Consider the following 25735-nt stretch of genomic DNA (forward strand, 5'->3'; position numbering starts at 1 on the left):
GAACCTTCTTAGGGCGCACCGGAAGTCTGCGTCCATGACCTCCTCACCCCCTCACTCCTCCTCACGCTGGCCGCTCTCCGTCGTGATCGGCGCGGGCGGCACCGGCGGCCACATCTATCCCGGCCTCGCCCTGGCGGAGGCGCTGCGCGCCGCCGTCCCGGACGCGACGATCTCCTTCATCGGCACCGAACGCGGTCTGGAGACCGAGCTGATCCCGGCGGCCGGCTACCGCCTGCACACCGTGGACATGATCCCCTTCGACCCGGCGCTGGGCGCCAAGCGCTACCTCCTCCCGGCGGCGCTGCTGCGCTCGGCCGGGCAGGCGCGGGCCGTGATCCGGTCGCAGGGCGCGCACGTGGCCGTCGGCATGGGCGGCTATCCGAGCGCGCCCGCCGTGCTCGGGGCCCGGCTGGCGGGACTGCCGGCGGTCATCCACGAGTCCAACGCGGTACCGGGCCGGGCCAACCAGTTCGCGGCCCGCCTCACCCCGCACATGGCGGTGGCCTTCGACCGCAGCCGGGAGCACCTGGCGGGCGGGGACCGGGCGCTGACCACCGGGATGCCGATCTCCGCGGCGCTGTCGGGCCTCGCCGAACTGCCGGGCCCCGAGCGGGCGGCCCTGCGCGCCCGCGCCCGGTGGGAGCTCGGCGTGCCGGACGGGCGGCGGCTCGTGGTGTTCAACGGCGGCAGCCTGGGCGCCGTACGGCTGACCTCGGCGGCGGCCGAGCTGGCGGCGGCGTGGCAGTCGCGGGAGGACGTGCAGCTGCTGGTCAAGACGGGGCCGGCGGTGCACGCGGACACCGAGGCGAGGCTGTCCGCCTCGGGCGGGCGGCGGATCGCGCGGGCCGTGCCGTACCTGGACCGGATGGACCTGGTCTACGCGGCCGCCGACCTGGTGGTGTGCCGGGCGGGCTCGGCGACGGTGGCGGAGCTCGCCGCGACCGGGGTCCCCGCGGTGCTGGTCCCGTACCCGCACGCCCCGGGCGACCACCAGACCCACAACGCCCGGGTGCTGTCCGACGCGGGCGCCGGCCTGCTGCTGCCGGACGCCGAGGCCACGGCCGGACGCCTCGCGGACCTGCTCGCCCCGCTGCTGGCCGACCCGGCGCGGCTGGCGGCGATGGCCGGCGCGGCCGACCCGGGCCCGCACGCGCGGGCCGCCGAACTGCTGGCCTCGCAGGTCCTGCGGGTCGCCGGCTTCCCCTCCTTCTCCCCCACTCCCCTGGAGCTCGTATGACCACGCCCACGCCCACCCTCACCCTCACCCCGGCGCGCACGGCAGCCGACTGGAGCGGCCGTACGGTCCTGGTCACGGGCGCCGAGGGGTTCATCGGCTCCACGCTCGTCGACCTGCTGGTCGCGCGGGGCGCGAAGGTGCGCGCCTTCGTGCACTACAAGCCGTACGCGGAGAAGGGCCACCTGGCCCGGTACCTGGCCGATCCGGGCGGTCCGGTGGAGATGTGGGCCGGGGACGTCCGCGACGCGGGCCGGGTCAGCGACGCGGTGGCCGGCTGCGACACGGTCTTCCACCTGGCGGCGCTGATCGGGATCCCGTACAGCTACGCCTCGCCCGGCGCGTACGTCCAGACCAACGTCACCGGTACAGAGAACATGGCCGAGGCCTGCCGCCGCCACGGCGTGCGCCGCCTCGTCCACACCTCGACCAGCGAGGTCTACGGGACGGCCCTGACGGCCCCGATCTCCGAGAGCCACCCGCTCCAGCCGCAGTCCCCGTACTCCGCATCGAAGATCGGCGCCGACATGATGGCGCTCTCCTTCCACCACGCCTTCGAGCTGCCGGTGACGGTGGTCCGGCCGTTCAACACCTACGGCCCCCGCCAGTCGGCCCGCGCGGTCATCCCCACGATCCTCGCCCAGCTCCACTCGGGCGCCCGGGAGGTCCGCCTGGGGTCCCTGACCCCCACCCGGGACTTCACCTACGTGACCGACACCGCGGCCGGCTTCCTCGCCGTCGCGGAATGCGACCGGGCCCTGGGCGAGGTGGTCAACCTCGGCACCGGTGAGGAGATCTCCATCGGCGACCTGGCCCGGGCCCTGATCACGGCCTCGGGCCGGGACGCGGAGGTGGTCGTCGACCCGGCCCGGCTGCGTCCCTCGGGCAGCGAGGTCCAGCGGCTGCTGTCGGACAACACCCGGGCCCGCGACTGGGCGGGCTGGAAGCCCGAGGTCTCCCTCCAGGAGGGCCTGACCCGCACCTCGGAGTGGATCGCCGCCCACCTCCACCTCTTCGCCCCGGACCGCTACCAGGTGTAGCCCGCGAGTGGGCGCCTACGGGCTGCGCAGGCTGCGTACGTCCAGGTGACGCAGGACCCGGTCGACGATCTCCGGATCGGCGCCGGGTTCGCTGCGTGCGGCCAGCACCTCGTGCCGGGCGGCGGACATCATCTCCCGCTGGATGCGCTGCACGTCGCGGATCCGCTCCACCCGCTTCGCGTACGCCTCCCGCCGCTCCTCGTCGACCATGTCCGGGCTGATCCTGGCGCCCACGTCGTACGCCCGGCGGTAGAGCACCTCCACCAGGTCCTCGGGCAGGTCCTCCACCTCCTCGATCTCCTTCAGCCGCCGCTTCGCGGCCTTGGCGGCGCGGATCGCCAGGGCACGGGCGAACTCCGCCTCCGCGTCGGAGTCGGCCTCCACGCCGAGCCGGCGGACCAGCCAGGGCAGGGTCAGCCCCTGCACCACCAGGGTGGTCATGATCACGGCGAAGGCGATGAAGACGATCTCCTGCCGGGCCGGGAAGGGGTCCCCGCCGTCCGTCTCGAAGGGAATGGCCAGCGCGAGCGCCACCGAGGCCACGCCCCGCATGCCCGCCCACCACATCACCACGGACTCCCGCCAGCTCAGCGGGACCTCCTCCTCGTAGTCGCGCCGCGAGTGGAGCCGTTTCGCGAGCCAGCCGGCCGGCAGCAGCCACACCAGCCGTACGCCGACCACCACGGCGACCACCGCCGCCGCCCAGCCGGCCATCTCCCAGCCCCGGCCGCGGGCGGCTCCGAACACGTTGTGCAGTTCCAGCCCGATCAGTCCGAAGGCGACGCCGGTGACCAGCATGTCGACGACCTCCCAGAACGTGTGCCCGGCGAGCCGGCCCAGCACGTCGTCGGCGTCGGTCGCGTACTCGGCGAGGAACAGCGCGGTGGTCAGCACGGCCAGCACGCCGGAGCCGGTGAACTCCTCGGCCACCACGTAGGCCACGAACGGGACGAGCAGGGTCAGCCCGATCTGGAGCGTGGCGTCGCCGAGCCGCCCCATGAGCCGGTTCGCGGCCCAGCCGAGCCCGAGTCCCACCGCGACGGCCACGACGGCCGACAGCACGAACTCCCCGAGCGCCCCGGGCCAGGAGAAGGTGCCGCTGACGGCCGCGGCGATGGCCACGTGGTACAGCACGATGGCGGTGACGTCGTTGAAGAGCCCCTCGCCCTCCAGGATCGACACCATGCGCCGGGGCAGTCCGAGCGACCCCGCCACGGCGGTGGCGGCCACCGGGTCGGGCGGGGCGACGAGCGCGCCGAGCGCGACGGCCGCGGCGATCGTGAGCCCCGGCACGAGGGCGTGCGCGGTCCAGGCGACGGCCACGGTGGTCACGAAGACGAGGGCGACGGCCAGGAGCAGGATGGGCCGTACGTTGGCGGCGAACTGCCGCCAGGAGGTGCGCTGCACGGAGGCGTACAGGAGCGGGGGCAGCACGAGCGGCAGGATGTACTCGGGCGGGATGTCGACGTTGGGCACCACCGGCACCAGCGCGAGCACCACTCCGCCGAGCGTCATCAGCACCGGCGCGGGCAGCCCCAACCGGTCCCCGAGCGGCACCGTCACCACGGCCCCGAGCAACAGCACGAACAACAGCAGGAGCTGATCCACTCCCACACCCTGCCAGCCCGCCACCCCCGGCGACGCGGACCGGACCGCGTGTCGAACCCCGCCGAATCCAGCCCCGCCGGCGTTCGAGGCGCGGGGTCCGGGGCAGCGCCCCGGAGGGTCCGGGCGCAGCCCGGGGAACGGTGGATGGGCGGGTGGGGGACGGCCCCGCAGGGCTGCGCACCCCGGCCGGGCTACGGCAGCGCGCGCCGCATCGCCCGGTGCGGAATCCCCGCGTCCTCGAACTCCGGCCCGTAGGCCTCGTACCCCAGCCGCTCGTAGAACCCCATCGCATGCGTCTGCGCACCGAGGTCGACGGCCGACAGCCCGAGCCGAACCGCCTCCGCCTCGATCGCCCGCACCAGCAGGGCCCCCACGCCGAGCCCGCGCGCGGACCGGGTGACGGCCAGCCGTCCGAGCGAGCCGACCTCCGCGGAGCCCGTCTTGCCCAGGGCCCGCGGCCCGTACAGCAGCCGGCCGGTGCCCAGCGGCACCCCGTCCGGCCCCTCGGCCAGCACGTGCACCGCGATCTCGTCGTACGCGTCGTACTCGATCGACTCCGGCACCGACTGCTCGACCACGAAGACCTCGGTCCGCACGGCGAAGCAGGCCTTCAGGTCCTCGTCCGTGCTGACGACCCGTACGGCGACGGAACCCGCGCCGGCGCCCGCGTCGGCACCGCCCGCGGTCACTCGCTCTCCTTGCGGATCACGTCCAGCGCGTTCTGCAGGTCCGCCGGGTAGGTGCTCTCGAACTCGACCCACTGCCCGTCCGACGGGTGCTCGAACCCGAGCCGCACCGCGTGCAGCCACTGCCGGGTGAGCCCGAGGCGCTTGGCGACGGTCGGGTCGGCGCCGTAGGTGAGGTCGCCGACGCACGGGTGGCGGTGCGCGGACATGTGCACGCGGATCTGGTGCGTGCGCCCGGTCTCCAGCTTGATGTCCAGCAGCGAGGCGGCGCGGAAGGCCTCGATCAGGTCGTAGTGGGTGACGGAGGGCTTGCCCTCCTGGGTCACGGCCCACTTGTAGTCGGCGCTGGGGTGCCGCCCGATCGGCGCGTCGATCGTGCCGCTCATCGGGTCGGGGTGGCCCTGCACCAGCGCGTGGTAGCGCTTGTCGACGATCCGCTCGCGGAACTGGTTCTTCAGCGAGGTGTACGCCCGCTCCGACTTCGCGACGGCCATCAGGCCGGAGGTGCCGACGTCGAGCCGGTGCACGATGCCCTGGCGCTCGGAGGCGCCGGAGGTGGAGATGCGGTAGCCGGCGGCGGCGAGGCCGCCGATGACGGTGGTGCCGGTCCAGCCGGGGCTGGGGTGGGCGGCGACGCCGACCGGCTTCATGATGACGACGATGTCGTCGTCGTCATGGACGATCTCCATGCCGGGGACGGGCTCGGCGACGAGCTCGACCTTCCGCGGCGGTTCGGGCATCTCGACCTCGAGCCAGGCGCCACCGTGCACACGCTCGGACTTCCCGACGACACTGCCGTCGACCAGCACCTTTCCCGCAGCCGCGAGTTCGGCCGCCTTCGTCCGGGAAAAACCGAACATACGGGCGATGGCGGCGTCGACGCGCTCGCCCTCGAGGCCATCGGGAACGGGCAGGGTGCGGATCTCGGGAATCGTACTCACCTGTCGAGTATGCAGGACTCGGCAGAAGACCATTCCCGCGATCAGCCCGCGATCAGCCCGTGATCAGTCCTTGTGGACGGTGCCGTCCGGGTCCAGACCCTTGAACGACAGCAGGACGATCAGGATCCCGCCGCACACGATCGCCGAGTCCGCGAGGTTGAAGACCGCGAAGTGCGCGGGCGCGATGAAGTCGACGACCGCCCCGCGGAAGACGCCCGGCGAGCGGAAGATCCGGTCGGTCAGGTTGCCCAGCGCCCCGCCCAGCAGCAGGCCCAGCGCGATGGCCCAGGGCAGGCTGTAGAGCTTCCGCGCCAGCCGCACGATCACCACGATGACGGTGGCGGCGATGCAGGTGAAGATGATCGTGAAGGCCTCGCCGAAGCCGAAGGCGGCGCCGGGGTTGCGGATCGCGTCGAACTTCAGCAGGTCGCCGATGACCTGGATCGACGGCTGGTGCTCCAGCTTCGCGACCACCAGCATCTTGCTGCCCAGGTCGACGAGGTAGGCGAGAAGCGCCACGACGAGCAGCGCGACGATCCGCCGCCGCCCCTTGGGCGCCGCGGATTCGGGCTGGCTGCCGTCTTCCCCGACCTCCGGCGTACCGATGATGCGCTCCGCCTCTGCCACGTGAGTCCCTCGAACTAGCTCGAACCAGGTTGTCGAACGGTACTGCGCCGACCGACCCGCCAGGTTCCCGGACCCTGACGAGACACGAGGGTACGTCAGGGCACCCTCCGGCCGCCGCCCCGGCCGGTGCCCGCCGGGACCGCCGGGAGGCCGTACGAGGCCCGCAGGGGGCCCGCCCGGGCCCGCCGGGCCCGTGCCCGGCCTCCGCTCAGTGCCGCCGCTCCTGCTTCTGCTTGCAGTCCACGCACAGCGTGGCCCGCGGGAAGGCCTGCATGCGCGCCTTGCCGATGGGTTGTCCGCAGTTCTCGCAGAGGCCGTACGTGCCCGACTCCAGCCGTTCCAGCGCGCGCTCGGTCTGCTCCAGCATCGAGTTGGCGTTCGCGGCCAGGGCGAGCTCGGACTCCCGGGTGATGTTCTTGGTCCCGGTGTCGGCCTGGTCGTCGCCCGCGCCGTCGCCGGAGTCCCTCATCAGCCCGGAAATGGCCGCGTCGGAGGCCTGGAGCTCGGCCCGCAGCCGCAGCACCTCGCTCTCCAGCTCGGCCCGCGCCTCGGCGACCTCATCCGGGGTCCAGGGGTCCTCGCCGGGCCGTACGGCGAGCTCGCCGGGCGCCAGGCCCGCCGCACCCCGCGCCTTGGGCAGCCCGCTGGTCGCGGCGGCGGCCGTCTTCCTGGCCGTGCCGGTGCTCTTCTTGGCAACCACTTTCCGGGCTCCCGTCTCGTGCGCGGCCTGCGCCGCCCCCTCGGCCCCGGCCGTCTTGGCCGTGGTCTTCTTCGCGGCCGTCTTCTTGACCGCGGCCGTCTTCCCGGCAGGCGCCTTCCCGGCGGCCGCCTTCGCCGTGGCACCCGTCTTCGTCGTGGCAGTCGCCTTCGTGGCGGCCGTCTTCTTCGCGGTCGTCTTCTTCGCGGCCGTCTTCTTCGCGGCCGCGGCCCATTCCACCGGCGCGGCCGCCTCCGGACCAGCGGCCGCCACCTCCTCCTCCGGCTTCTCCGCAGCCTTCCCGACAGCCTTCTTGGCAGTACTCCCGGCGGTCTTCTTCGCCACCATGGCCGCGGCCCCTTCACATACTGTGATCATTGCTCGCGAATCGTGCCGGAACGATAAATCGGCTCCGGCCCCGCGGCAACGGGGCACGCGTCCATCGAGGTCAACCTGCATCCGTTGTGCCCAGCAGGGAGCCCGGTAATCCGCCCCACCCGCCCCCTCCGCACCCCGGACCGGCCCGTCAGCCCATTCGGGTCATCCCGGCCCCCGCAGGCGCCCTGCCGCGAACCCTGCCGCGGGCCCCGCGCCACGCCCCGTAAACCGGTCTGCCGAGCGGCCCCCCGGCCCGTACACTGGGCCCAGCGAGAGGCATGGATGGGGACGAGTAGCGTCGGACGCAGCCAGGAGCGACCCGGGGACGGTGAGAGCCCGGGGGCGAGCGCGATGCGAAGGATCACCCCGGAGCCGCCGGAAGAAAGCCCGCCGGGATTCCCGTAGGGCGAGTAGAACCGGCTTCGCACCCCAATGAGGGGGCCGACGGACCACAGGTCCGCAGGCCAAGGAGGGTGGTACCGCGGGAGCAGCTCCATTTCGGCTCTCGTCCCTCCGGACGGAAGTGACACCCCGCCGGAGGAAGAGTTCAGCCTCATGACCAACCCGCCGCAGTACCGCCCGGTACCCGCCCAGGTCGACCTGCCTGCCCTTGAGCACGCGGTCCTCGATTTCTGGCGCGAGAGCAAGACCTTCGCCAAGACCCTGGAGCAGTCCGAGGGACGCCCCGAGTGGGTGTTCTACGAGGGCCCGCCCACCGCGAACGGCATGCCCGGCGCGCACCACATCGAGGCCCGCGTCTTCAAGGACGTCTTCCCCCGCTTCCGCACCATGCGCGGCTACCACGTGGCCCGCAAGGCCGGCTGGGACTGTCACGGCCTGCCCGTCGAGCTCGCCGTCGAGAAGGAACTGGGCTTCAACGGCAAGAAGGACATCGAGGCGTACGGCATCGCCGAGTTCAACGCCAAGTGCCGCGAGTCGGTGACCCGCCATACCGACGCGTTCACCGAGCTCACGAACCGGATGGGCTACTGGGTCGACCTCGACGACGCCTACCGCACCATGGACCCCGAGTACGTCGAGTCCGTGTGGTGGTCGCTGAAGGAGATCTTCAACAAGGGCCTGCTCACCCAGGACCACCGCGTCGCCCCCTGGTGCCCCCGCTGCGGCACCGGCCTCTCGGACCACGAGCTGGCCCAGGGCTACGAGACGGTCGTCGACCCGTCGGTCTACGTCCGCTTCCCGCTGACCTCCGGCCCCCTCGCGGGCGAGGCGGCGCTCCTCGTCTGGACGACCACCCCCTGGACCCTGGTGTCCAACACCGCGGTGGCCGCGCACCCCGACGTCACGTACGTCGTCGCGACCGACGGCGAGCAGAAGCTGGTCGTCGCCGCCCCCCTGCTGGAGAAGTCCCTCGGCGAGGGCTGGGAGGCCACCGGCGAGTCCTTCACGGGCAAGGAGATGGAGCGCTGGACGTACCAGCGCCCCTTCGACCTCGTCGAGTTCCCGGCCGAGGCCCACTACGTCGTGAACGCCGAGTACGTCACGACCGAGGACGGCACCGGTCTGGTCCACCAGTCCCCCGCCTTCGGCGCCGACGACCTCGCGGTCTGCCGCGCGTACGGCCTGCCCGTCGTGAACCCGGTCCGCCCCGACGGCACCTTCGAGGAGGAGGTCCCGCTCGTCGGCGGGGTCTTCTTCAAGAAGGCCGACGAGAAGCTGACCGCCGACCTGGACGCGCGCGGCCTGCTCTTCAAGCACATCGCCTACGAGCACAGCTACCCGCACTGCTGGCGCTGCCACACCGCGCTGCTCTACTACGCGCAGCCGTCCTGGTACGTCCGCACCACCGCCGTCAAGGACGCGATGCTGCGGGAGAACGAGAAGACCAACTGGTTCCCGGACTCCGTCAAGCAGGGCCGCTTCGGCGACTGGCTGAACAACAACATCGACTGGGCGCTGTCCCGCAACCGCTACTGGGGCACCCCGCTGCCCATCTGGCGCTGCGAGGAGAACCACCTGACCTGCGTGGGCTCGCTCGCGGAGCTGAGCGACCTGACGGGCACGGACCAGTCGGACCTGGACCCGCACCGCCCGTACATCGACGAGGTCACCTTCCCCTGCACGGCGGAGGGCTGCTCCCTCACCTCGGTCCGCGTGCCGGAGGTCATCGACGCCTGGTACGACTCGGGTTCGATGCCGTTCGCGCAGTGGGGCTACCCGCACAAGAACAAGGAGGTCTTCGAGAAGCGCTACCCGGCGCAGTTCATCTCGGAGGCCATCGACCAGACGCGCGGGTGGTTCTACACGCTGATGGCGGTCGGCACCCTCGTCTTCGACAAGTCCTCCTACGAGAACGTGGTCTGCCTGGGCCACATCCTCGCCGAGGACGGCCGCAAGATGTCCAAGCACCTGGGCAACACCCTCGAACCGATCCAGCTGATGGACACTCACGGTGCGGACGCCGTGCGCTGGTTCATGGCGGCCGGCGGCTCCCCGTGGGCGGCGCGCCGCGTCGGCCACGGCACCATCCAGGAGGTCGTCCGCAAGACGCTCCTCACGTACTGGAACACGGTCGCCTTCCAGGCCCTGTACGCCCGCACGTCGAACTGGGCCCCCTCGGCCTCCGACCCGGCGCCCGCGGACCGCACGGTCCTGGACCGCTGGCTGCTCTCGGAGCTGCACACCCTCACGACCGAGGTCACCGAGGCGATGGAGGCGTACGACACCCAGCGCGCCGGCAAGCTCCTCTCCTCCTTCGTCGACGACCTCTCCAACTGGTACGTCCGCCGCTCCCGCCGCCGCTTCTGGCAGGGCGACGCGGCCGCGCTGCGCACCCTGCACGAGGTCGTGGAGACCGTCACCCGCCTGCTGGCCCCCCTCACCCCCTTCATCACCGAGCGGGTCTGGCAGGACATGGTCGTCCCGGTCACCCCGGACGCCCCGGAGTCGGTGCACCTGACCACCTGGCCGGTCCCGGACGCCTCGGCGATCGACCCGGAGCTGTCCCGCCAGATGCTGCTGGTACGCCGCCTCGTGGAGCTGGGCCGCGCCACGCGGGCCGAGTCGGGCGTGAAGACCCGTCAGCCGCTCTCCCGCGCGCTGGTCGCCGTATCGGGCTTCGAGACCCTCTCGCCGGAGCTGCACTCGCAGATCACGGAGGAGCTGAACGTCTCCTCGCTGGCCTCCCTCTCGGAGGTCGGCGGCTCGCTGGTCGACACCACGGCCAAGGCGAACTTCCGCGCGCTGGGCAAGCGCTTCGGCAAGGGCGTGCAGGACGTGGCCAAGGCCGTGGCGGCCGCGGACGCCGCCGCCCTGTCCCTGGCGCTGCGCTCCGGCGAGGCCTCGGTGGAGGTGAACGGCGAGACCGTCGCCCTCACCCCCGAGGAGGTCATCATCACGGAGACCCCGCGCGAGGGCTGGTCGGTGGCCTCCGACTCCGGCGCGACGGTCGCGCTGGACCTGGAGATCACTCCGGAGCTGCGGCTGGCGGGCCTGGCCCGTGACGCGATCCGCCTGATCCAGGAGGCCCGGAAGAACTCCGGCCTCGACGTGGCCGACCGCATCGCCCTGCGCTGGTCCTCGTCGGACCCGGAGCTGGTGGCGGCCCTGATGGACCACGCGGTCCTGATCGCGGACGAGGTCCTGGCCACGGACTACGCCTCCGGCGAGGGGGACGCCTCGTACGGCGACCCCTTCACGGACGAGCCCCTGGGCCTGACCTTCCGCCTCCGCAAGGCGTAGCACCTCCCGCCCGAGCGGCCCGCGACCCCCTCCTGGGGGTGCGGGCCGCTTCGCGTTTCCCCTGCCCGCCTCGCGCAGCGGCACATCCAGCCCCGCCGGCGTTCGAGGCGCGGGGTCCGGGGCGCAGCCCCGGGGAACGGGCGAAGGGCGGGTAGGGGACACCGCCCCGCAGGGCCGTCCACCCGCACCCGCCCACCCCGCCGGGGTACGGAAACGGGCCGGGCCCGGTGCCCCCGAAGGGGAACCGGGCCCGGCCCGTGCCGTCTGCCGACGGATGTGCCGCTTAGTTGTCGTCCTCGTCGATCAGGAAGCCCCGCATGGGAGACGGCGCCTGCTGCATCGGCTGCGGACCAGCCGGCCGCACCGGAGCCATCGGCTGCGTCATCGCCGGGGACATCTGCTGCTGGCCGCCACCGTAGGAGGGGGCCATCGGCGACGGTCCGCCCATCGGCGACGGGCCACCCATCGACGGAGCACCCATGGAGTGCATCGCACCGGCCGGAGCCATCGACGGGGTCGGCGACGGCGGCAGCGCGGGACCGGCGGGGTTCCGCGGCGGAGCCAGCGAGTCGTCGGCCTGCGTCTCCAGCTGGCGCAGCTGCGACTCCAGGTAGGACTTCAGACGGGTGCGGTACTCGCGCTCGAAGCCCCGCAGGTCCTCGACCTTGCGCTCCAGCGTGGCGCGGGCGGACTCCAGGGAGCCCATCGCGACGCGGTGCTTCTCCTGCGCGTCCCGCTCCAGCGCGTCGGCCTTGGCGCGGGCGTCCCGCTCCAGGCCCTCGGCACGCGACCGGGCCTCGCCGACGATCTTGTTGGCCTCGGAGCGGGCCTCCGCGATCGCCTGGTCGGCGGTCTGCTGCGCGAGCGACAGGACGCGGGCGGCGCTGTCGCCACCGGGGCCCTGCTGGGGAAGCTGCTGCGGCGGCTGCTGCTGGTGCATCTGCTGACCCATGGGCTGCATCTGCTGGCCCATCGGCTGCATCTGCTGACCCATCGGCTGGCCGAGCTGGTTCTGGCCGCCCATGGACTGCTGCTGCTGCATCGGGCCGCCCATCAGGCCGGGACCCTGCGGGCCACCCATGCCCGGCTGACCCATGCCCGGCTGACCCATCTGCTGCTGCCCACCCATGGTGTGCTGCTGCATGGGGCCGCCCATCGGGCCGGGGCCCTGCGGACCGTGCCCACCGGGGCCGGCCGGAAGCTGGGGCGGGCCGCCCTGGAGCTGCGGCGGACCCATCGGGGGCTGCTGCTGCTGCGGGGGGCCGGATATGGCCGCGGGCACGGGGGCACCGGGGCCACGCTGGTCCTGGGGCTCCGGCTTGCGCATGTTCTGCTGCTGCTGGTTCTGCGCGGCGGCACGCGTGGCGGCTGCCAGCTTGGCGCGCAGGTCCTCGTTCTCGCGCAGCAGGCGCGTCAGTTCGGACTCGACCTCGTCGAGGAAGGCATCGACCTCGTCCTCGTCATAGCCTTCTCGCAGGCGGACGGTCGTGAACTGCTTGTTCCGCACGTCCTCGGGAGTCAGCGGCATGTCTTCTTCACCTCTACGTAGTCGTCGGCAGTCGGCAGGACCGTATCGGGACTGTCCCCGCACCTGCGGGGGAGCTCATCGTTCACACGCTTCTCGCAGCGGTGCTCACGAAACTGATGAGGATGTAAACGATGATCATCAGAACGAAGAAGGACAGGTCGAGTGCCACGCCCCCGAGACGCAACGGCGGGATGAGCCGCCGAAGGAGCTTGAGCGGTGGATCGGTGACAGTGTAGGTGGCCTCCAGAACGACCACCATCGCCTTGCCGGGTGTCCATGAACGTGCGAACTGGAACACGTAGTCCATGACCAGTCGGAAGATCAGCACGATGAGGAAGCACATCAGCGCGATGTAGACCACTTGCAGTGCGACGCCCATCTAGCGCTTCCCTCTCCCCTGCTTCCGCCCTGTACCCGGTCCCGTATCTGACGGATCGGTCTAGCTTTGGTTGAAGAACCCGCCCTCCGCGATGCGGGCCTTGTCCTCCGCCGTGACATCGACGTTAGCAGGAGACAGCAGGAACACCTTCTGTGTCACGCGTTCAATGCTGCCGTGCAGGCCGAAGACGAGACCGGCGGCGAAGTCGACCAGACGCTTCGCGTCCGTGTCGTCCATCTCCGTGAGATTCATGATCACCGGAGTGCCCTCACGGAAGTGTTCCCCGATGGTACGGGCCTCGTTGTAGGTCCGGGGGTGCAGCGTCGTGATGCGGTACGGCTCCCGCTCGGAGACGACCTTGGGCATGATCACGGGGGCGTTCTTCTCCAGATTCGAGCGTTCGGGTGTGATGGACGCCACGGGGGCAATTCGCGCAGGACGTCCGTTTTCAACCGGCATTGGGAGGGGTTCTCTTGGCGCCGGGGGCTGTGCAATTCGTACCGGTTCGTCCGATACGGGCGCTTGGTGCGCAACGGGCTGCTGTCGGCGGTCCCGTTCTCGCGCCCGTTCCATCTCCGGCTCGGGTTCGAACTCGTCGTCGGGGTCGTACCCCGGGTTGTCGTACCGGTCGTCCTCCACGAGGCCGAGGTAGACCGCCATCTTGCGCATCGCGCCGGCCATTCTCTGAGTCCTCCGCTCTGTGGTGGATCGCCCTGTCGCAGGTGTCTCGCCGTGTCACGAATGTCACCAACTGCCCGCGATCCACGTGGCCTGTCCGCTCATCAGCGGAAATGACCATATTTTCTGCTGTGGTCCGACTTTCTTCGCGACGTTACCCGAGCCGGGGTCTCGCGCCGAGTACCGCAGTGCCGACGCGTACATGTGTCGCACCGGCCGCAACGGCCTGTTCCAGGTCTGCGCTCATCCCGGCCGACACCATCGTGGCAGCCGGATGGTCCGCGCGCAGGCGGGATGACAATTCCACCAGCCGCTCGAAGGCAGCCTGTTCGCGTCCCGCGTAGAGACCGGCCAGCGGAGCGACCGTCATGAGACCGTCGATGCGCAGTCCGGGAGCCGCGGCCACGAGGTCCGCCAACTCGGCGAGCTGCTCGGGCGCCGCGCCGCCGCGGGCTCCCCGTTCGCCCGACTCGGCGTCGAGGGCGATCTGCACCAGGCAGCCCAGTTCCCGTCCGGCGCCTGCCGCGGCCGCCGAGAGGGCCGTGACGAGCTTGGGGCGGTCGACGGACTGCACGAGGTGCGCGTATCCCGCCACGGAACGGACTTTGTTCGTCTGCAACTGTCCGACGAAGTGCCAGGTGAGGGGCAGATCCGCACAGGCCTCGGCCTTGGGGGCCGCGTCCTGGTCCCGGTTTTCCGCCACGTGACGGACCCCCAGGTCCGCCAGCAGTCGTACGTCGCTCGCCGGGTAGGTCTTGGTGACCACGATGAGGGTCACCTCTTCCCGCTTGCGCCCTGCGGCCGCGCAGGCGGCCCCGATCCGCTCCTCCACCTGCGCGAGGTTCGCGGCGAGCTCGGACTTACGATCCGTCATTCTTCAGCCCAACCAGACATATCCGGCAAGCCGCCCGGTCATCCGGTCGCGGCGGTACGAGAAGTGGTCCCGCGACTCCAGTGTGCAGACCGGGGACCGGCCGATGTCGGCCACCCCCGCCTCCGCGAGCTGGGCGTGGACTCCGGCCACCACGTCGACGGCCGGTGTTCCCCAGCTCGTCTCGGCGTACGCGGCCGGCACCACCTCGGCGACCGCCGCCCGCATCTCGGCGGGAACCTCGTAACACCGTCCGCACACCGCCGGTCCGGTACGGGCCACCATGCGTGCGGGGTCCGCGCCGAGCGCGACCATCGCCTCGACGGCGGCGCCCACGACTCCGGCGACCAGCCCGGGCCGCCCGGCGTGGGCGGCTCCCGCGACACCGGCCACGGGGTCGGCGAGCAGGACCGGCGTGCAGTCGGCGGTGAGGACCGCGAGGGCGAGCCCCCGACGGGCGGTCACCACCCCGTCCACCGCCGGGATCTCCTCGCGGTCCGGGCCCCACGGGCCGTCGACCACCGCCACGTCCCGGCCGTGCACCTGGTTCATCCAGACCACCCGGTCCGGCGCGATGCCCAGCGCCTTCGCCGCGGCGGCCCGGTTCGCACGAACGGCGGCCGGGTCGTCTCCGACCGCGCCGCCGAGATTGAGCTCCTCGTACGGAACGGCGCTCACCCCGCCCCACCGGTCGGTGAAGGCGAAGTGGGCGCCGCTCTCGCTGTACTGCTCCAGGGTCACTTCAAGAAGTCCGGAACGTCCAGTTCCTCGGCCGGGCTGTCCTGGTACGGCCGGGCCGTCGGGACCTGCGGGGCCGGAGCCTCGGCGACCGGGACCGGCTCGCTGCGGACCGGCTCCTCGCGCGGGGTGACCGAGCCGAGTCCGCCGAAGGCCGGGCGGGCCGGCTCGGGGGCGGCGCGGACCGGAGCCGGGGCCGGCTCCTCGCGCTTGGTGGAGGCCGCGCCGATGACGTTGTCGCGGCGGGCCGGGGGCTGTCCGCCGTCGAACCCGGCCGCGATGACAGTGACCCGTACCTCGTCGCCGAGCGCGTCGTCGATGACGGCTCCGAAGATGATGTTCGCCTCGGGGTGCGCGGCCTCGCTCACCAGCTGCGCGGCCTCGTTGATCTCGAAGAGACCGAGGTCCGAGCCGCCGGAGATGGAGAGCAGCACGCCGCGGGCACCGTCGATGGACGCTTCCAGCAGCGGCGAGGAGATCGCCATCTCGGCCGCGGCCACCGCGCGGTCGTCGCCGCGGGCGGAGCCGATGCCCATCAGGGCCGAGCCCGCCTCGGACATCACGGACTTGACGTCCGCGAAGTCGAGGTTGATCAGACCCGGGGTGGTGATGAGGTCGGTGATGCCCTGGACGCCGGACAGCAGGACCTGGTCCGCCGACTTGAAGGCGTCGAGGACGCTGACCTGGCGGTCCGAGATGGACAGCAGGCGGTCGTTGGGGATGACGATGAGGGTGTCGACCTGCTCGCGGAGCTGGGCGATGCCGTCCTCGGCCTGGTTCGCGCGGCGCCGGCCCTCGAAGGTGAACGGCCGGGTGACCACACCGATCGTCAGGGCGCCCAGCGAGCGCGCGATGTTGGCGACGACGGGTGCGCCGCCCGTTCCGGTGCCGCCGCCTTCGCCGGCGGTGACGAAGACCATGTCGGCCCCCTTGAGGACCTCCTCGATCTCCTCTCGGTGGTCCTCTGCCGCCTTGCGGCCGACATCGGGGTTGGCGCCGGCGCCGAGACCCCGGGTGAGTTCCCGGCCGACGTCGAGCTTGACGTCGGCGTCGCTCATCAACAGCGCCTGGGCGTCTGTGTTGATGGCGATGAACTCGACGCCCTTGAGACCGACCTCGATCATTCGGTTGATGGCATTGACACCACCGCCGCCGACACCGATGACCTTGATGACTGCGAGGTAGTTCTGCGGTGCTGCCACGTCGAAGGCCTCTCGCCTCGAGTTACGTGTCGTTCGCCTCGCGGGCCTGCGGTGCGACGACTGATGCCGAAAGTGGGACGGTCCGTACACGCCGACCCGAACCCTAACCCTGAAGTTTAGGGTTATGAGTGTGTCTGTTCCTTGGACTCTTCCGAACAGGACACTAAGTCGACAAGTAGCGCGTGTTCAACGAACACGCCGAACCTCCCGTTTTTCTTTTCACCCTATGTGATCACCCGTATCGGTGGCCAACCAGGGTGCGACGCTGTTCGACCAGACGTCAACTACCGGACACCGCCGGGGCGGTGGGGACGCTCACGTCGAATCGGTCAGCCTTGGGAGAGGCCTTCAGGAGCGCTGTCAGTGCGCGGCCCTTCGCCTCGCCCTGTTCGCCGCTCCCCCAGACCACCGACCGACCGCCGGACAACTCCAGTACCACCGAGTCGTAGGACCGGACCTTGACCTGCAGGGTCTCCTTGCGGACGGATTCCGGGAGGACCCCGGCGATCTCCACGGCCTCGCGCAGCAGCCGTTCCTCGTCGAAACGGCGGCCGCTCGGGGACTGCTGGGAGCTCAGTTCGAGGAGCGGAACGCCCGCCGGTGCTTGTCCGACCGTGTCGAATCGCACACCGGAAGCGTCCACTTCCACGAACTGCGCGTCCTTCTTGATGAGCAGAACGGGCTTGCGTTCCGTCACCTTCAGCCCGATTCCGTGCGGCCAGGCCCGCACCACATCGACCGAATCGATACGGGGCAGCCGGCCGCGGAGCCGGGCTTCGATCTCGTCGGTGTCCACGGACACCAGGGGTGCCCCGACCGGGACTCCCGCCGCCGCCAGCACCTGGTCCCGGGTCAGGACCTCGGTGCCGGTGGCGGTGACCTTCTCGACCCGGAGCCAGGAGGACCCGTAGAGCACCCAGGTGCAGCCGGCGGCCAGGAGCAGCGCGAGGACCACGCCGGCGACCACGAGGGGCCCCCGCCGCAGCCCTCCCGGGAGCCGCCCGCCGGGGCGCGGCCCGCGGGGTCCCCCGGGGCCGGATCCCTTGGGCGGCTTCGGCGACTTGGGGGCCTTCGGGGTCCCCAGCCGCTTGAGGGGGCCGGAGCCCTTCCCGGCGGCTCCCGGACCGCCACGCTGCGCGGTGCTCGCTCCGGCCACTCCTGTGCCTCCTGCGTCGGTGCTTCCCGCGTCAGCGGGCTCTGTTGGCTGCGATCGCCTCGTACACCATGCCGACCAGCAGCTCGTCGGCGTCCCGGCGGCCGAACTCGGCGGCGGCGCGGGACATCTCGTACAGCCGGTGCGGGTCGGCGAGCACCGGGAGGACCTGGCTCTGCACCCACTGGGGCGTCAGTTCCGCGTCGTCCACGAGCAGGCCGCCGCCGGCCTTGACCACCGGCTGGGCGTTGAGCCGCTGTTCGCCGTTGCCGATGGGCAGCGGGACGTAGGCGGCGGGGAGCCCGACGGCGGACAGTTCGGCGACGGTCATCGCGCCCGCGCGGCAGAGCATCATGTCGGCGGCTGCGTACGCGAGATCCATCCGGTCCACGTACGGTACCGGCACATACGGCGGCATCCCGGGCATGTTGTCGACACGCGGCAGTTCGTTCTTCGGGCCGACCGCGTGCAGGATCTGGACCCCGGAGCGCTGGAGGGTCGGTGCGACCTGCTCGATCACCTCGTTGAGGCGGCGGGCGCCCTGCGAGCCGCCGGAGACCAGCAGCGTCGGCAGGTTGGGGTCCAGGCCGAAGGCGGCGCGCGCCTCCGGGCGGACCAGGGCCCGGTCGAGGGTGGAGATGGAGCGGCGCAGCGGGATGCCCACGTAGCGGGCGCCGCGCAGTTTGCTGTCGGGGGTGGAGACCGCGACGGCGTGCGCGTACCGGGAGCCGATCTTGTTGGCCAGTCCGGGCCGGGCATTGGCCTCGTGGACGATGATCGGCACTCCGAGGCGCTTGGCCGCGAGGTATCCGGGCAGGGCCACGTAGCCGCCGAAGCCGACGACGCAGTCGGCCTTGGTGCGGATGAGGATCTCCTCCGCGGCCTTGATGGTGCCGCGGAGCCGTCCCGGGACGGTGATCAGCTCGGGCGTGGGCTTGCGGGGCAACGGGACGGCCGGGATCAGTCCCAGCTCGTAGCCGCGCTCGGGCACCAGGCGGGTTTCGAGTCCGCGTTCGGTGCCGAGGGCGGTGATGCCCACGGAAGGGTCCTGCCTGCGCAGGGCGTCCGCGAGGGCCAGCGCCGGCTCGATGTGGCCGGCGGTCCCCCCACCGGCGAGTACGACATGCACCGAAATTCACCGCTCTCCGGACGGACGCTTCTTGACGCGCCGTCTCATCGACTTCCATCTCTGCCCGGTCCGCGGCCGGCCGTTCTTGGGCCTCCGCATCGCGAGCGCCGCCCGTGCCGCCGGCTCCTCCCGCGCGAAGGCGATGAGGAGTCCGACCGCGAACATGGTCGGCAGCAGGGCCGACCCGCCGTAGGAGAACAGCGGGAGCGGGACCCCGGCGATCGGCAGCAGACCGAGTACCGCACCGATGTTGATCACGGCTTGCGCCGTGATCCAGGTGGTCACGCCTCCCGCGGCAAACCGTACGAAGGGGTCCTCCGTGCGTCCGGCCACGCGGATACCCGCATAGCCTAGGGCCGCGAACAGGGCGAGCACCGACAGCGTCCCCGCCAGACCCAGTTCCTCGCCGGTGATGGCGAAGATGAAGTCGGTGTGGGCCTCTGGCAGTTGCCCCCATTTTTCCACACTGGCACCCAGTCCGGAACCGAACCATCCGCCCGATGCGAGGGCGTAGATTCCGTGGACGGCCTGCCAGCACAGGCCGTTCTCCGGCAGTTCGGTCACTCCGATGCACTGGAGCCGGTCCATGCGGTGCGGGCTGGTCTTGATGAGCAGCGCGACGAGCACGCCCACGAAGGCCAGGACCGCTGCGAACATCCGCGTCGGGGCTCCGGCCAGCCACAACAGGCCGAACAGGATGGCTCCGAGGATCATCGCGGTGCCCATGTCCCCGCCCAGCATGATGAGCCCGAGCAGCAGGAAGGTGACCGGGACCAGCGGCACCAGCAGGTGTTTCCACTGGCTCAGCAGGTCCTTGTCGCCCTTGCGCGCCAGTAGGTCGGCGCCCCAGAGGATGAGTGCCAGTTTGCCGAACTCACTGGGCTGGAGCATGAACGGACCGCCAAGGGAGATCCAATTCTGGTTGCCGTTGATCGACACCCCTATCCCGGGCACCTGGACCAGGACCATCAGGAAGAGCGTGCCGGTGAGCACCGGGTAGGACAGGGCCCGGTGGAGTTTGACGGGCATCCGGGAGGCGATCAGCAGCAGTCCGGTGCCGATCGCGGCCGCCAGGAACTGCTTCTTGAAGAAGTACGCGTCGCCCAGGCCGAGCTGGAGCGCCTTGATCATGGAGGCCGAGTAGACCATCACCAGGCCGAGCACGGTGATGAGCAACGAGCTGCCGAAGATCAGGTAATACGCCGTGAGGGGCCGGTCCCAGGCCCGGCGCAACTGCCGTTGCGTGCGCCGCAGCCGGGTCAGCGGCCCGCCCCCGGCGGGCCGTCCGGGACGCGCGGCGGGGCGTCCGCGGCCCAGCACCCCCCTGCCGGCCCGGGGAGCACCTGGTTTGGCGCCCCTGCCCTCTTTGACGGACCGGGCAGCCTTGGCGGTCCTGTCCGCGGACGGCCGCCGCCCCGGCAGCACTTGCTTGGCCGGCATCTGTGATCTTCCCCTCCAACTCGTACGAGGCGAGCAGCCGGTCGGCCGGAGGGAACCTGCCCTGGATCGAGCAGGACCTAGGCCTGCTCGGCGGCCAGTTCGCGCACCGCGTCGGCGAACGCGTCCCCACGCTTGCTGTAGTTCGCGAACATGTCCATCGAGGCACAGGCAGGAGCCAGCAGAACCGTGTCCCCGGGCTCCGCGAGCCCGGCCGCTTCCCGGACCGCCGCGAGCATCGCCCCAGTGTCGGTCCGTGCGAGGTCCACGACCGGGACCTCCGGGGCGTGTCGCGCCAGTGCCTCGGCGATCAGGGCCCGGTCGGCGCCCATGAGCACGACGCCCCGCAGCCGCTTCGCGGCCTTCTGGACGAGCTCGTCGAAGGTCGCGCCCTTGGCGAGGCCGCCGGCGATCCAGACCACCGGCTCGAAGGCCGCCAGGGAGGCTTCCGCGGCGTGGGTGTTGGTGGCCTTGGAGTCGTCCACGTACGTGACCCCGCCCACCTCGGCCACGTGGCTGACCCGGTGGGCGTCCGGCCGGAAGTCGCGCAGTCCGTCGCGGACGGCGCGCGGCGCCACGCCGAAGGCCCGGGCCAGGGCCGCAGCGGCGAGGGCGTTGGCGATGTTGTGCGGGGCCGGCGGGTTGACGTCCGCGACCTCGGCGAGTTCCTGGGCGTTCTTCTGCCGGTTCTCCACGAAGGCCCGGTCGACGAGGATGCCGTCGACGACGCCGAACATGGAGGGCCCGGGGGCGCCGAGGGTGAAGCCGATGGCCCGGCAGCCCTCTTCCACGTCCGCCTCGACGACCAGGTCCTCGGTGGCCTTGTCGGCCACGTTGTAGACGCAGGCCACGGTGTTGCCCTCGTAGATCCGGCCCTTGTCGGCGGCGTACGCCTCCATCGAGCCGTGCCAGTCGAGGTGGTCCGGGGCCAGGTTCAGGACGGCCGCGGAGTGGGGGCGCACCGAGGGCGCCCAGTGCAGCTGGTAGCTGGAGAGCTCGACGGCGAGCACGTCGTACTGCTCCTCGCCGAGCACCACGTCGATGATCGGGGTGCCGATGTTGCCGACGGCCGCCGTACGGAGCCCGGCCGCCCGGAGGATCGAGGCGAGCATCTGGGTGGTGGTGGTCTTGCCGTTGGTCCCGGTGATCGCCAGCCAGGGGGCGGCGTCCGGACCGCGCAGCAGCCACGCGATCTCCACGTCGCCGACGACGTCCACGCCCGCCGCGGCCGCGGCCGCGAAGAGGGGGCTGTCGGGCTTCCAGCCCGGCGAGGTGACGACCAGGTCGGTGCCCTCGGGCAGGGTCTGCGCGTCGCCCAGGCGTACGGAGATGCCCGCCGCCTCCAGCTCCGCGGCCCGTGCACGGTGGCCCTCGCCGTCGCCGCCGTCCACGACGGTGACGACCGCACCCAGACCGGCCAGGGCACGCGCGGCGCTGATGCCGCTCACGCCGAGGCCGGCGACGGTGATGTTCTTGCCCTGCCAGGCGGTCACTTGTCGGCTGCCCATCCCGCGTAGAAGACGCCGAGGCCCACGATCACGCACATGCCCTGGATGATCCAGAACCGGACGACGACCAGGACTTCGGACCATCCCTTGAGTTCGAAGTGGTGCTGCAGCGGTGCCATCCGGAAGACGCGCTTGCCGGTCAGCTTGAAGGAGCCGACCTGGATGACGACCGACATGGTGATGAGGACGAAGAGGCCGCCCAGGAGCGCCATCAGGAACTCCGTGCGGGAGCAGATCGCCAGGCCGGCGAGCGCGCCGCCGAGGGCCAGCGAACCGGTGTCGCCCATGAAGATCTTGGCGGGCGAGGTGTTCCACCACAGGAAGCCGAAGCAGGCACCCATGAGGGCGGCGGCGACGACGGCCAGGTCGAGTGGGTCGCGCACCTCGAAACAGGCGGCCGGGTTGGTCAGGGTCTGCGCGTTGGCGCAGGACTCCTGGTACTGCCAGACGCCGATGAAGGTGTAGGCGCCGAAGACCATCACGGCGGCGCCGGTGGCCAGACCGTCCAGACCGTCGGTCAGGTTCACGCCGTTGGACATCGCCAGGATCATGAACAGCGCCCAGACCACGAACAGCACCGGGCCGATCGACCAGCCGAAGTCGTTGACGAACGACAGCTTCGTCGAGGCCGGGGCGAGTCCGCGGGCGTCCTTGAACTGCAGCGCGAGCACCGCGAAGGCGATGCCGACGATCAGCTGGCCGGCCATCTTGGCCTTGGCCCGCAGACCGAGCGAGCGCTGCTTGACGATCTTGATGTAGTCGTCGAGGAAGCCGACCACGCCCATGCCGGCCATCAGGAAGAGCACGAGGAGGCCGGAGAAGGTCGGCTGGCTGCCGGTGATCACCTTGGTGAGGGCGTACGCGATCAGCGTGGCCAGAATGAAGGAGATGCCACCCATGGTGGGCGTGCCCTTCTTCCCGGCGTGACCGCGCGGCCCGTCGTCCCGGATGAACTGGCCGTAGCCCTTGCGGGCCAGACCCTTGATCAGCAGCGGGGTGCCGATGAGCGTGAGGAAGAGTCCGATGACTCCGGAGAACAGGATCTGCCTCATCGGCCGGCGACCTCGCCGTCGAGCAGGGCCTGCGCCACCCGCTCCAGGCCGGCTGACCTGGAAGCCTTCACCAGCACGACGTCTCCCGGGCGCAGTTCACTGCGCAACAGGTCGACCGCCGCCTGCGCGTCGGACACGAGCACCGACTCCTCACCCCACGAACCCTCGTTATATGCGCCCAGTTGCAGCCAGGAGGCTTCCCTGCCCCCGACCGCGACCAGCTTGCTCACGTTGAGCCGGACGACAAGCCGTCCGACCGCGTCGTGCTCGGCGAGCGCGTCGTCTCCGAGCTCGGCCATCGGGCCGAGCACCGCCCACGTGCGGCCCCCGTTCGCCTTGCCGGCACCGCCCATCGCGGCGAGTGCGCGCAGTGCGGCCCGCATGGACTCGGGGTTTGCGTTGTAGGCGTCGTTGACGATCGTCACGCCGTCCGCCCGCTCGGTGACCTCCATCCGCCACCGGGACAGGCTGCCCGCCCCGGAGAGCGCGGTGGCGATCTCTTCGACGGACATGCCCAGTACGTGGGCGACGGCGGCCGCGGCGAGCGCGTTCGACACGTGGTGCTCACCGTACAGCCGCAAGGTCACGTCGCTGCACCCGGTCGGTGTTCGCAATGTGAAGGAAGGCTGTCCTCTGTCCGTCATCCGGACTTCGGTGGCCCGGATGTCGGCGTCCTCGGCCTCGCCGAAGAGCACCGTACGGGCCTTCGTGCGCCCGGCCATGGCACGGACCAGCAGGTCATCGGCGTTGAGGACGGCGACGCCGCCCTCCGCCTCGGACGGCAGGGCCTCGACGAGCTCGCCCTTGGCCTGCGCGATCTGCTCCCGGCCGCCGAACTCCCCGATGTGCGCGGTGCCGACGTTGAGGACCAGGCCGATGCGCGGGGGCGTCAGTCCGGTGAGGTAGGCGATGTGGCCGATGCCGCGGGCGCCCATCTCCAGGACCAGGTGCTGCGTTTCCTCGGTGACCCGCAGCGTCGTGATCGGCAGGCCGATCTCGTTGTTGAGGTTCCCCGGGGTCCACACGGTCGGCGCGTGGTGCTGCAGGACCTGGGCGATCAGGTCCTTGGTGGAGGTCTTGCCGGCGGAGCCGGTCAGGGCCACGACGTCGGTGCCCAGCCGTTCGACGACGGAACGGGCGAGCGCGCCGAGGGCGGCCACCACGTCGGGGACGACGATGGCCGGGACGCCGACGGGCCGGGTCGCGAGGACGGCCACCGCACCGGAGGCCAGGGCGCGTTCGGCGTAGTCGTGGCCGTCCACCCGCTCCCCGACGAAGGCGGCGAACAGGCTTCCGGCCTGGACCTCGCGGGAGTCGTAGACCACGGGCCCGGTGACCGTGACGGACGGATCCGGTATGTCGTGGGGCTGCCCGCCGGTGATGTCGGCGATCTCGGCGAGGGAAAGGGCGATCACTGGTTCACCTCGGCCTGTCGGGGACGCTGGCGTGCTTGGGTCTCGATGGCCGCGCGCAGGACCGCCCGGTCGTCGAAGGGGCGTACGACGCCCGCGGTGTCCTGGCCCTGCTCGTGGCCCTTGCCGGCCACCAGCACGGTGTCTCCCGCCTCGGCGCGCGCGACGGCGGTGGCGATGGCCGCCGCCCGGTCGGCGTCGACGAGGACGGCGCCCCGCTCGGCGGGCGGCACGGACACGGCGCCGCGGAACATCGCGGCGAGGATCGCGAGGGGGTCCTCGGAGCGCGGGTTGTCGGAGGTCAGTACGGCGGTGTCGGCGAACCGGGCGGCCGCGGCGCCCATCGGGGCCCGCTTGGTGGTGTCGCGGTCGCCGCCGCAGCCGAGGACCACGTGCAGCTTGCCGGTGGTGACCTCGCGCAGGGCCCGCAGGACCGATTCGACGGCGTCCGTCTTGTGCGCGTAGTCCACGACGGCCAGGTACGGCTGTCCCGCGTCGACCCGCTCCAGCCGGCCGGGCACCCCGGGGACCGCGGCGACGCCGTCGGCGGCGGTCTGCGGGTCGAGGCCGGCGGCGGCGAGCGTGACGATGGCGGCGACGGTGTTGGCCACGTTGAACGGGCCGGGCAGCGGGGCGGTGGCCGTGACCCGCTCACCCGCGGGACCCACCAGGGTCAGGGTCGAGTCCATGTGGCGCGAGACCACGTCCTCGGCGCGCCAGTCGGCCGCCGGGTCGCCCGCGGCGGAGAACGTGACGACCGGGATCGGCGACTCCTTGGCCAGGCGGCGGCCGTACTCGTCGTCGATGTTGACCACGCCGAGGCGGGCGCGGCGCTCGGTGAAGAGCTGCGCCTTGGCCTGGAAGTAGTCCTCCATGTCGGAGTGGAACTCCATGTGCTCCGGGCTCAGGTTGTTGAAGACGGCCACGTCGAAGACGCAGCCGTCGACCCGGCCGAGCACCAGGGCGTGGCTGGAGACCTCCATGGCGACGGCCTCGACGCCGCGTTCGCGCATGACCGCGAACAGCGCCTGCAGGTCGGTGGCCTCGGGGGTGGTGCGCTCGGACTTGATGCGCTCGTCGCCGACGCGCATCTCGACGGTGCCGATGAGCCCCGTCGTGCGTCCGCCGCCGCGCAGGCCGCCCTCGACGAGGTACGCCGTGGTGGTCTTGCCGGAGGTGCCGGTGATGCCGATCTGGAGCAGGGCCTCGCCCGGCCGTCCGTAGACCGCGGCGGCCAGTTCTCCCATCCGGCCGCGCGGGTCGGCGACGGCGAGGACCGGCAGGCCGGTGGCCGCGGCGCGCTCCGCGCCGGCCGGATCCGTCAACACGGCCGCGGCGCCGAGGGAGGCCGCCTGCGCGGCGAAGTCCGCGCCGTGCAGCTTGGCGCCCGGCAGGGCCGCGTACAGGTCTCCGGGGCGCACGGCACGCGAGTCGTGCGTGATGCCGGTGATCCGCGTCAGGTCGCCGGGGGCGCCGGGGGCTTCGACCCCCAGCAGCTCCGCCAGCTCGCCGAGGGGGGTCGGGCGGACGGACAGGGGGCGTGGCGCTCCCGGCGGCGCTGCCGGTGCGTCATTCTGGGTGGTTCTGGGCTGATCAGCGTGGGGCACGGCGGTGAGCGTACCGGGCCCGGCGGGCCGCTCGCGAAGTGAGGGCCCGGCCTCGGCGGCGGCGGACGCGTGGTTCCCGGATTCGGGGGTGATCGTTGTCACTGATGGTGCCTCACGCATTTCTGGGG

The 25735-nt window shown here is 71.7% G+C and carries 21 protein-coding genes; 3 read left to right on the top strand and 18 right to left on the bottom strand.

The window, feature by feature from the left end:
* Positions 1-34 precede the first annotated feature (34 nt).
* Both ACZ60J_RS14195 and ACZ60J_RS14200 read left to right on the top strand, forming a co-directional pair.
* Complete coding sequence (locus ACZ60J_RS14195; protein ID WP_469681786.1) at positions 35-1237, top strand: UDP-N-acetylglucosamine--N-acetylmuramyl-(pentapeptide) pyrophosphoryl-undecaprenol N-acetylglucosamine transferase; 1203 nt, start codon at positions 35-37, stop codon at positions 1235-1237.
* Entirely contained in the window at positions 1234-2274 is a 1041-nt protein-coding gene (locus ACZ60J_RS14200; protein WP_469681788.1) for an SDR family NAD(P)-dependent oxidoreductase, read from the top strand. Before ACZ60J_RS14195 ends, ACZ60J_RS14200 begins: the two co-directional genes overlap by 4 nt.
* 15 nt (positions 2275-2289) lie before the next feature.
* On the opposite strand, the gene ACZ60J_RS14205 is transcribed toward ACZ60J_RS14200, so the two are convergent.
* From ACZ60J_RS14205 to ACZ60J_RS14225, 5 genes are all read right to left on the bottom strand, one after another.
* Complete coding sequence (locus tag ACZ60J_RS14205) at positions 2290-3882, bottom strand: Na+/H+ antiporter (protein WP_469681789.1); 1593 nt, start codon at positions 3880-3882, stop codon at positions 2290-2292.
* A 191-nt stretch (positions 3883-4073) separates the two neighbouring features.
* Positions 4074-4496: a GNAT family N-acetyltransferase gene (locus tag ACZ60J_RS14210; RefSeq protein WP_469682424.1), complete on the bottom strand. Its 423-nt coding sequence runs from the start codon at positions 4494-4496 to the stop codon at positions 4074-4076.
* Between the two features lie 71 nt (positions 4497-4567).
* Positions 4568-5509, bottom strand: a complete 942-nt coding sequence (locus tag ACZ60J_RS14215) for an RluA family pseudouridine synthase (RefSeq protein ID WP_469681791.1) — start codon at positions 5507-5509, stop codon at positions 4568-4570.
* Between the two features lie 63 nt (positions 5510-5572).
* Entirely contained in the window at positions 5573-6136 is a 564-nt protein-coding gene (gene lspA, locus ACZ60J_RS14220; RefSeq protein WP_469681792.1) for a signal peptidase II, read from the bottom strand.
* Between the two features lie 208 nt (positions 6137-6344).
* Positions 6345-7211, bottom strand: coding sequence for a TraR/DksA family transcriptional regulator (locus tag ACZ60J_RS14225; RefSeq protein ID WP_469681794.1), 867 nt, complete (start codon positions 7209-7211; stop codon positions 6345-6347).
* Between the two features lie 555 nt (positions 7212-7766).
* Between ACZ60J_RS14225 and ileS the strand changes: the two genes are divergently transcribed.
* The gene (gene ileS / locus ACZ60J_RS14230) at positions 7767-10913 is read left to right on the top strand and encodes an isoleucine--tRNA ligase (RefSeq protein WP_469681795.1); all 3147 of its coding nucleotides are present in this window, start codon (positions 7767-7769) and stop codon (positions 10911-10913) included.
* A gap of 283 nt (positions 10914-11196) precedes the next feature.
* On the opposite strand, the gene ACZ60J_RS14235 is transcribed toward ileS, so the two are convergent.
* The 13 genes from ACZ60J_RS14235 to ACZ60J_RS14295 all read right to left on the bottom strand — a co-directional run bounded on the left by ACZ60J_RS14235 (position 11197) and on the right by ACZ60J_RS14295 (position 25709).
* Positions 11197-12441 (bottom strand): DivIVA domain-containing protein, encoded by a 1245-nt coding sequence (locus tag ACZ60J_RS14235; RefSeq protein WP_469681797.1) that lies wholly within the window; start codon positions 12439-12441, stop codon positions 11197-11199.
* A gap of 82 nt (positions 12442-12523) precedes the next feature.
* Positions 12524-12820, bottom strand: a complete 297-nt coding sequence (locus ACZ60J_RS14240; protein WP_112450285.1) for a YggT family protein — start codon at positions 12818-12820, stop codon at positions 12524-12526.
* Between the two features lie 60 nt (positions 12821-12880).
* Positions 12881-13501 (bottom strand): cell division protein SepF, encoded by a 621-nt coding sequence (locus ACZ60J_RS14245; RefSeq protein ID WP_469681799.1) that lies wholly within the window; start codon positions 13499-13501, stop codon positions 12881-12883.
* 151 nt (positions 13502-13652) lie between these two features.
* A complete protein-coding gene (locus ACZ60J_RS14250; protein ID WP_469681801.1) occupies positions 13653-14372 on the bottom strand; it encodes a YggS family pyridoxal phosphate-dependent enzyme in 720 nt (239 codons plus the stop codon).
* Between the two features lie 3 nt (positions 14373-14375).
* A complete protein-coding gene (pgeF, locus tag ACZ60J_RS14255; protein ID WP_469681803.1) occupies positions 14376-15110 on the bottom strand; it encodes a peptidoglycan editing factor PgeF in 735 nt (244 codons plus the stop codon).
* Complete coding sequence (gene ftsZ / locus ACZ60J_RS14260; RefSeq protein WP_469681805.1) at positions 15107-16309, bottom strand: cell division protein FtsZ; 1203 nt, start codon at positions 16307-16309, stop codon at positions 15107-15109. The genes pgeF and ftsZ overlap by 4 nt, the downstream gene beginning before the upstream one ends.
* Before the next feature lie 280 nt (positions 16310-16589).
* Positions 16590-17465, bottom strand: a complete 876-nt coding sequence (locus ACZ60J_RS14265) for a cell division protein FtsQ/DivIB (protein WP_469681806.1) — start codon at positions 17463-17465, stop codon at positions 16590-16592.
* A 31-nt stretch (positions 17466-17496) separates the two neighbouring features.
* On the bottom strand, positions 17497-18591 hold the full coding sequence (gene murG, locus ACZ60J_RS14270) for an undecaprenyldiphospho-muramoylpentapeptide beta-N-acetylglucosaminyltransferase (protein ID WP_469681808.1): 1095 nt from the start codon (positions 18589-18591) through the stop codon (positions 17497-17499).
* A 6-nt stretch (positions 18592-18597) separates the two neighbouring features.
* The gene (ftsW, locus tag ACZ60J_RS14275; protein WP_469681810.1) at positions 18598-20031 is read right to left on the bottom strand and encodes a putative lipid II flippase FtsW; all 1434 of its coding nucleotides are present in this window, start codon (positions 20029-20031) and stop codon (positions 18598-18600) included.
* Positions 20032-20108: 77 nt separating this feature from the next.
* Complete coding sequence (murD, locus tag ACZ60J_RS14280) at positions 20109-21536, bottom strand: UDP-N-acetylmuramoyl-L-alanine--D-glutamate ligase (protein WP_469681812.1); 1428 nt, start codon at positions 21534-21536, stop codon at positions 20109-20111.
* Positions 21518-22588: a phospho-N-acetylmuramoyl-pentapeptide-transferase gene (mraY, locus tag ACZ60J_RS14285; protein ID WP_469681814.1), complete on the bottom strand. Its 1071-nt coding sequence runs from the start codon at positions 22586-22588 to the stop codon at positions 21518-21520. Before mraY ends, murD begins: the two co-directional genes overlap by 19 nt.
* Positions 22585-24003 carry a UDP-N-acetylmuramoyl-tripeptide--D-alanyl-D-alanine ligase gene (locus ACZ60J_RS14290; RefSeq protein ID WP_469681816.1) on the bottom strand — a complete coding sequence of 473 codons (1419 nt, stop codon included), beginning with the start codon at positions 24001-24003 and terminating at the stop codon, positions 22585-22587. Before ACZ60J_RS14290 ends, mraY begins: the two co-directional genes overlap by 4 nt.
* On the bottom strand, positions 24000-25709 hold the full coding sequence (locus ACZ60J_RS14295) for a UDP-N-acetylmuramoyl-L-alanyl-D-glutamate--2,6-diaminopimelate ligase (RefSeq protein ID WP_469681818.1): 1710 nt from the start codon (positions 25707-25709) through the stop codon (positions 24000-24002). The genes ACZ60J_RS14290 and ACZ60J_RS14295 overlap by 4 nt, the downstream gene beginning before the upstream one ends.
* Positions 25710-25735 lie beyond the last annotated feature (26 nt).

It is taken from the genome of Streptomyces sp. NPDC104226, assembly GCF_055584085.1.